Below are 6,640 nucleotides of genomic sequence, written 5' to 3'. Positions count from 1 at the left end.
ACATCACCAGGTGTAGGGGCACGGCAGTGCCGTGCCCCTACGGGTGTACCTCACATAAACGAGAACCGCTATATAAGGATGGAATTCCCGCCAATTTTTTTGATGTATGACGAAACAAGATATTCCACTTACCGGAGAAGCGTTAATTAAAGAAGTCTGTCGGCGGATTCGAGTAGCGCGTAGCTATTGGGATGCTCATAACAACGCTGCTTGTCGGGGTGAACGCGATCGCGCCTTAGCCCTTTACAATACCCTGACCAAGGAACAAAAAGATCGGATTCCGCAAGTGTTGCGGGTGTGGTTACGTTACCGCAGTGAGAAATACTTTGGCGCACACCGAACGCTACCAAAGTCAGCACGAAAATCAAAATAGTCACTCACCAGAAGACCAGCCTACAGGCAACAGCGCACCCAGGCTAAAAACCACAGCTAGCCCACCCTACCAAACATCCCTCAAGTGGATTGACCACATGCGCAGTGTTTATCGGTTGTTTAGGGTCGTAACGTACCACCACCTGATGGCCGTTGCTGGAGCAGTAGGACTCATAATTAACTGTAAAGCGAGTACGTTTGCCGTTGACTAGAAACTCAATAACTGGCGCATAATAGGTTTCTTTTTCCTCATTATTCGTACTACTGCGATCGCGACGACTGATGCTGTCCACCACCGGGCCCCGTGTTTCGTTTAGCGTTGCACCTACCTTCGCGTATAACTATGTTACGTACCCAAAAACCACCCGCAATAAACAATAATAGTCCAATGGTCAAACCAATTCCTGCGCTTAATTTGTCATCAAAAGTGTTTTGGTGAGCTTTGAAATTCATGAGTTTGACGATGGTACAACAATAAATTTCATCACAATATCTAGGATTGTCTCAGATAGCCTAACTACAGCTTACATTTGAAACATTGCTATTTGGCACTACTAACCTTATAACTGCGTCAGCTATCTTGCAGCTAAATTACTGCATCAGTTTTTCTGGTGTAACAATTTAACATTTATATGGAATGAAATATAACCAATTAACCTCATTTAGTAAGCAGAAGTAATGACAACTCAGTTTTGGGAAAAAAGTAGAGAAATCAATGGAACTCCAAACAACTCATTGCCTTTGATTGATCGAAATTGGTGGCTTTTAAGGAAGCGTCTGCTGCCATTATTATGTCTGATATCATTTGTTGCAGTATTGCTACTCAACAGCTTTGCCCCTGCCATTGCCCAACTACCCGCTCAACCTCGTCAGGAAATTCGGGGGGTGTGGTTGAGTGGTAACGACTTTAGCGTTTTCAGAAATCGCTCACAGGTGCTTGCAGCCATGAGCCAACTACGGCAGTTAAACTTTAATACTGTGTATCCCGTAGTCTGGAATGATGGTTACACACAATACCCCAGTGCCATCATGCAAAAAATGGGTATTCCCTTCTTCTTCAAGGGAACAGATGGGCAAGATGTGATTGCAGATATTATCAGCCAAGCCCACAGAAAAGGTCTACTAGCGATACCCTGGTTTGAATTTGGTTTCATGGTTCCTCTGACTTCGGAACTTGCATCCCAGCATCCAGATTGGCTGACACAAAAAGGGGATGGAACTCAAACCTCAATTAGTGCTGCGGGGGAAGTAGCGTGGTTGAATCCCTTCCACCCCGAAGTGCAAAAGTTTATCAGAGAACTCGTTATGGAAGTTATTACTCAATACGATGCTGATGGGGTGCAATTTGATGACCATACGAGTTTACCCGTAGAGTTTGGTTACGATAAATACACGGTTAGTCTATATACTCAAGAAACTGGCAATCCTCCTCCACCCAATCCCCAAGCCCAAGCATGGAAAAAATGGCGGGCAGATAAAATCACTGCATTCATGGTAGACCTCCAGCAAACTGTGAAAGCCCGAAAACCGAATGCTATCTTCTCAGTTTCTCCCAATTACTATGATTTTGCTTACAAACTGCAACTACAAGACTGGCTGAACTGGGTAAGGTTGGGTATTGTTGATGAGTTAGTTATGCAGGTATACCGTGATGATTTAGCAAGTTTTATTGCTCAAATTACCCGCCCAGAAATTTTAGAAACTCAACAAATCATTCCAACTGGTATCGGTATTATGGCAGGGTTACGAAATCGCCCAGTTTCCATAGCACGAATCCAATCCCAGGTAGAAGCACTGCAACAACGCGGTTTAGGTATCGGCTTTTTTTACTACGAAAGCCTTTGGGATATCGCGCCTGAACCAGCAGCGCAACGCCAGTCAGCATTTGCGGTTCTTTTTCCCAATTCAGCGTCGCGCGATATCTCTCAAAATACACCCCGCAAGCCAACTTTTAACACCATCAGCTTACCTTTGTATCCAAAACCTTCTCTTGGTCAACGTGTTCGCGGCTATTTTTTGGAAGTAGCGATCGCAGGTGGTCAACCAAAACGGCTCTTATTAGATACCGGGTCAGCAGGGCTGCGAGTTCCCAAAGAGTTTTTGGGTAATGCTCCGATCCAAAGTACAGGTCAAAATATCAAGGAGGTATTAAGTGATGGTACTATTCTGGAAGGAGAATTAGTTTATACTAATGTCCGATTTAATTTGCTTCCCGCCGCAGAACCTCTTCCCATACAGATTGTTACTAGTCGCCAATGTACTGCTCAAAAACCAAAATGTTCCGCAAATAACGGTATGCCATTTTCTGGTATTGTTGGTGTCAACTATTTTGAAAAATCACTTCCCTATAACCCGTTGAGAAAATTACCAGGCAATTTGAGTAACGGATTTATAGTGGTTGGAAATGGTGGTAGTAATAACAATGGAAGCCTAATTCTCGGTTTAACTGCTGAAAATCAAGCAGGTTTCAAAATGGCTTCTTGGAGTCAACAACCTGAAATTAATGGTGTACCCGGTAATAGGTGGGACTCTTGGCTAGGCAAAGTTTGTTTAACTATTGCTGGGAGTTCTGCTAAAAATAATTGTAATGCCACAGCGATCGCTGATACCAGCACTATTAATAGTTTGATTGAATTCAAGTCAGCTTCTACAGCAGGAAAACTTAAACCAGGAGTATTAGGTTCAGCAAATGCTGTGAAAGTAGGAATTAATGGCATCTTTGATTACAGTTTGAAACCAGGAACCCGTGATGGATTTAATCGCTGGAATCTGAATATCTCGCCACAGTCAGAACTGCCTATATTTGTAAATACTGGAATTGCCTTTTTTGATAAATACGATGTCCTCTTTGACCAAGTTAATGGAAGACAGGGTTTTCGCAGTCATCGGTAAAATTTAATCCGTCAGCGAAGAGGACAAGGGGCAGGGGGCGGGGGGCAGAGGGGAGAACCCCATAAATAAATTTAGGGGCTTGGAACAAGGACGTATTATTTCTCGCGCTTCGCGTCTCGAAATAAATGTTTTTACTTTGAGCATAAATAAATTTAGGGGCTTGAAACCCTTGTGGCAGGGGAACTCCAGTATCTTTCTCCCTTACTCCCTGCTCCCTGCTCCCCTGCCTCTTTGGTCATCACAAGTTAAATGGATCAACATTCAGAAGCATCGGTTAACATTTATACATTATACTGTCGTTGTGGAATAGGATAAAGTCGAGCTTATAATCATGTCCGGTTAGAAAATTGTCATTGCGAACGTTGCACTCGCAATGACATATCATATAGTAATTTGACGGGCATGATATTAGACCAATTCACGAAAATTCTGAGCCATATAAATTAAAGAGCAAATTCAACTTTTCTTGAAGAAGAGAACGCGATAGATAGTCCGTCAAACATGAGGCTAAAAGCTTCATACATCCGATATATCATTTTAAAGAGGTGAATCTCAGGTATAAAATAACCCAGAAAAAACCTCGTGGCTGAAGAATTAAAAAAAGGCGATAAAGTGAAGTGGAATACAGCACAGGGTAAAATTACAAGTCTTTAACCGAATACGATATTATCTGTGGTTACGTTTGTTCGGCTTTTTTCTCTTAAGTGCTAGCTGCTGAAGCCGCTCAATTTCAGTTAATACATCTTCGGGCTTCGTTTCCATTTCTAAGTCAGCAAGCTCACTGTCTTCATCATTGTTAATCTCCATTTTGTCTTGAATAGCATCAAGCATTTGCAATACTCGTGTGACTTCATGCTCTGTCAGTAATGCAATTTGTAAATTTAAGTTGGTACGATACTCACTTTCTTCACTGAGGCGGTTTTGACTAATTAACACAAATGTTGACAGAAAAATTGCTTCCAGCGATACTACCATTGTCAATAGTCCGTAGGGAAATGGATCGAACGGATGCACGCCAATTCTTCCCGTATTTAAAATAATCCAAGCTCCAAACCAGACTATATGTACATAAACAAAAACTATATGTCCTGAAAAGGAGGTAATTGCATCCGCAATGCGGTCTTGCAAGTTTCTTTTGTTAGCAGCCTGAAGCCGAAGACGGATGATAGTACGAATGTTTCGTTCTATGATTTTAGACAGTGCTGGATTATTGTCTTCATAGTCTAAGTATTGTTTTTCCTCTTTATTCATACCGCCTTGCTGCATAATTTTGATGTCCTGTTGTTAATAGCACCTTGAAAAAATTGCCAAAGGCGCGGGGATCTTATCCGAACCGTTTGCGATCGCATTAATATTCAAGTTTCATCTTCTCATCTCGATGTATGCAGAAAAAGCTCGTTCAGCGCGAAGTAGATTAGGAAATCTGTGTTAACCTACGAACTGTGAACAAGTGGTTGGTAATGAGATATGCGATGTTTGGCAACAAGCCGCTCTGTATCTACGCATCCGCTAGAAATATACTTTTTCAGTAACTTACCCACAATCGAAATACCTTGCTCAATCTCCTCTGGCGGGAGACAGAAAGTTAGACGCATCGCTGGATAACCCTGCTTATCGGGGAAAAACGCCGAACCGCACGCCAAGTATACATTTTGTGCAAAAGCTTCCTTACGAATTGTCCCAATCGGAATATCATCTGGTAACTGTACCCAGAGAAACAATCCTCCCGTGGGAACTGTCCACCGGATTTCTTCAGGAAAATAACGCTCCAAAGCTTGCAACATAGTATTACGACTTTGCAAATTATCCGTGCGGAGTCGGCTGAGGTGACGGCGGTAATGTCCTGAAGCGAGATATTCGCTAACTATTGTTTGCGAAATACTGGATGTGTGCAAGTCGTGGAGTAACTTCCGCTCAATAATTGCTTGATAATGCTTACCTGTAACTACCATATAGCCAACTCGTAAACCAGGCATTAAAGTTTTAGAAAAGGTACTTAAATAAGTTACCAAATTATTTTTATCTAAAGCTTTAATGGGTGCTGGCACTGCATCAAAATTTATTCCTTCATAAGCATTATCTTCCAAAATAGGACACTCATATTTTTCAGCTAATGCTAATAACTGTTGACGATGATTTTGTGTCGTCGTCAATCCAGTCGGATTGTGAAAAGTACTAATCGTATAAATTAATTTCGGGCGGTGGCTGTGGAGATATTGCTCTAATAAATCTAAATTCATTCCCTCGGCAGTCATGGGAATGCCAATAATCTTGGCTCCTAAGTTTTCTAAAATAGAAATTGCACCATAATAGGTAGGAGCTTCCACAATCACCCAATCACCAGGTTGGATATAATAACTCATAGCTAATGACAACCCTTGCTGAGAGCCATTAATAATAATTAAATCCTCTGGAAAAACCTCTAATCCTTGATGTACTAACATTTGAGCAATTTGCCTACACAGAGTTAGTTGTCCTTGAGGCATCTCGTGGGGAAAGAAAATATCAGCATCATCTTGTCTTAGCGCTCGTCTAGCAATAAGGTTAATATCTTTGGGTGGACGAGGATAACCGTAGCCAAAATTAATTATTCCTGGCTGTGTTTGTGCTTGCACCAGTGGAGTGTACATATCATAAAAAGAACACTTTTCTGGTTTTGTAATTATGACATTTTGGGCTGGAGCAAACTTAGATTCTAAGTTGGTACTCTTAACAGAAACGCTGTTGACAAAATATCCTGAACCTTGACGAGCAGAAACAATCCCATCTGCTTCTAAAACGTTATATGCTTCAATAATCGTGAGTTTGTTAACTTGTAAACTCTCTGCCAGAGAGCGGATAGAAGGGAGGCGATCGCCACTTTTGAGTGCGCCAGATTTAATCAGACGACTGATGCGATCACGGATCTGCAAATAAATCGGTTTTGATGAATGTCGTTCTAATAAAATGTTCATTTTGGCGCACTCGTCAATGACTAAATAATCATCAATACTGGCAATATAAACTATTTCTACCAACTTTACCTAGTACAGTTGAGAGTTTTTTGACTATACCAGTTGAAATGTGGCTTAACTGTACTAGATCAAATCTGCCAAAACTGTACCTTCTCAGTTGCCAATTATTACGTGAAAGTAAAAGTAATAGTCCACTATTCATTAGGTACTTTTACTATGTTAAATTTACGGAAATATTGGCAACATTTTACCATCTGGATAGCAAGTGGCTCTGACCTCCAAGTATGGCAGGAATCAGACTGGCGTGGTAACATTTCTTGTTGGCACGCCTACGATCCAATCACAGGGCGCTCTGCGTGTTTTGGTTCTGAAGAAGAAATACGAATTTGGATTAACAAGTGTTATTACAGATAAAAATCCAC

7 protein-coding genes are annotated in these 6,640 nt (G+C 41.5%); 3 read left to right on the top strand and 4 right to left on the bottom strand.

What is annotated here, in order from left to right:
- Nucleotides 1-106 precede the first annotated feature (106 nt).
- A complete protein-coding gene (locus V7K55_RS02210) occupies nt 107-373 on the top strand; it encodes a Precorrin-3B methylase (RefSeq protein ID WP_334827733.1) in 267 nt (88 codons plus the stop codon).
- A 43-nt stretch (nt 374-416) separates the two neighbouring features.
- On the opposite strand, the gene V7K55_RS27430 is transcribed toward V7K55_RS02210, so the two are convergent.
- Nucleotides 417-665 (bottom strand): DUF3592 domain-containing protein, encoded by a 249-nt coding sequence (locus V7K55_RS27430; protein ID WP_442949056.1) that lies wholly within the window; start codon nt 663-665, stop codon nt 417-419.
- On the bottom strand, nt 634-825 hold the full coding sequence (locus V7K55_RS02205) for a hypothetical protein (RefSeq protein WP_334827731.1): 192 nt from the start codon (nt 823-825) through the stop codon (nt 634-636). Before V7K55_RS02205 ends, V7K55_RS27430 begins: the two co-directional genes overlap by 32 nt.
- 225 nt (nt 826-1,050) lie before the next feature.
- Here V7K55_RS02205 and V7K55_RS02200 point away from each other — a divergent pair, with 225 nt between their 5' ends.
- Nucleotides 1,051-3,264, top strand: coding sequence for a glycoside hydrolase family 10 protein (locus V7K55_RS02200; RefSeq protein WP_334827729.1), 2,214 nt, complete (start codon nt 1,051-1,053; stop codon nt 3,262-3,264).
- Nucleotides 3,265-3,930: 666 nt separating this feature from the next.
- Here the strand turns inward: V7K55_RS02200 and V7K55_RS02195 are convergent.
- Nucleotides 3,931-4,530, bottom strand: a complete 600-nt coding sequence (locus V7K55_RS02195; protein WP_334827727.1) for a DUF1003 domain-containing protein — start codon at nt 4,528-4,530, stop codon at nt 3,931-3,933.
- 167 nt (nt 4,531-4,697) lie between these two features.
- Nucleotides 4,698-6,218, bottom strand: coding sequence for an aminotransferase-like domain-containing protein (locus V7K55_RS02190; RefSeq protein ID WP_334827725.1), 1,521 nt, complete (start codon nt 6,216-6,218; stop codon nt 4,698-4,700).
- A gap of 216 nt (nt 6,219-6,434) precedes the next feature.
- Here V7K55_RS02190 and V7K55_RS02185 point away from each other — a divergent pair, with 216 nt between their 5' ends.
- On the top strand, nt 6,435-6,632 hold the full coding sequence (locus V7K55_RS02185; RefSeq protein WP_334827723.1) for a hypothetical protein: 198 nt from the start codon (nt 6,435-6,437) through the stop codon (nt 6,630-6,632).
- Nucleotides 6,633-6,640 lie beyond the last annotated feature (8 nt).

The organism is Nostoc sp. (genome assembly GCF_036919895.1).
In the GTDB taxonomy this organism is placed as follows: domain Bacteria; phylum Cyanobacteriota; class Cyanobacteriia; order Cyanobacteriales; family Nostocaceae; genus Nostoc.
Note: the sequence above shows the minus strand (reverse complement) of the source record. Positions and strands in the feature narration are given on the sequence as shown.

What these genes read in the sequence shown, in the direction of transcription:
- V7K55_RS02210 (WP_334827733.1), top strand. Translation starts at nt 107, where the DNA reads ATGACGAAACAAGATATTCCACTTACCGGAGAAGCGTTAATTAAAGAA.
- V7K55_RS02205 (WP_334827731.1), bottom strand. Translation starts at nt 825, where the DNA reads ATGAATTTCAAAGCTCACCAAAACACTTTTGATGACAAATTAAGCGCA.
- V7K55_RS02200 (WP_334827729.1), top strand. Translation starts at nt 1,051, where the DNA reads ATGACAACTCAGTTTTGGGAAAAAAGTAGAGAAATCAATGGAACTCCA.
- V7K55_RS02195 (WP_334827727.1), bottom strand. Translation starts at nt 4,530, where the DNA reads ATGCAGCAAGGCGGTATGAATAAAGAGGAAAAACAATACTTAGACTAT.
- V7K55_RS02190 (WP_334827725.1), bottom strand. Translation starts at nt 6,218, where the DNA reads ATGAACATTTTATTAGAACGACATTCATCAAAACCGATTTATTTGCAG.
- V7K55_RS02185 (WP_334827723.1), top strand. Translation starts at nt 6,435, where the DNA reads ATGTTAAATTTACGGAAATATTGGCAACATTTTACCATCTGGATAGCA.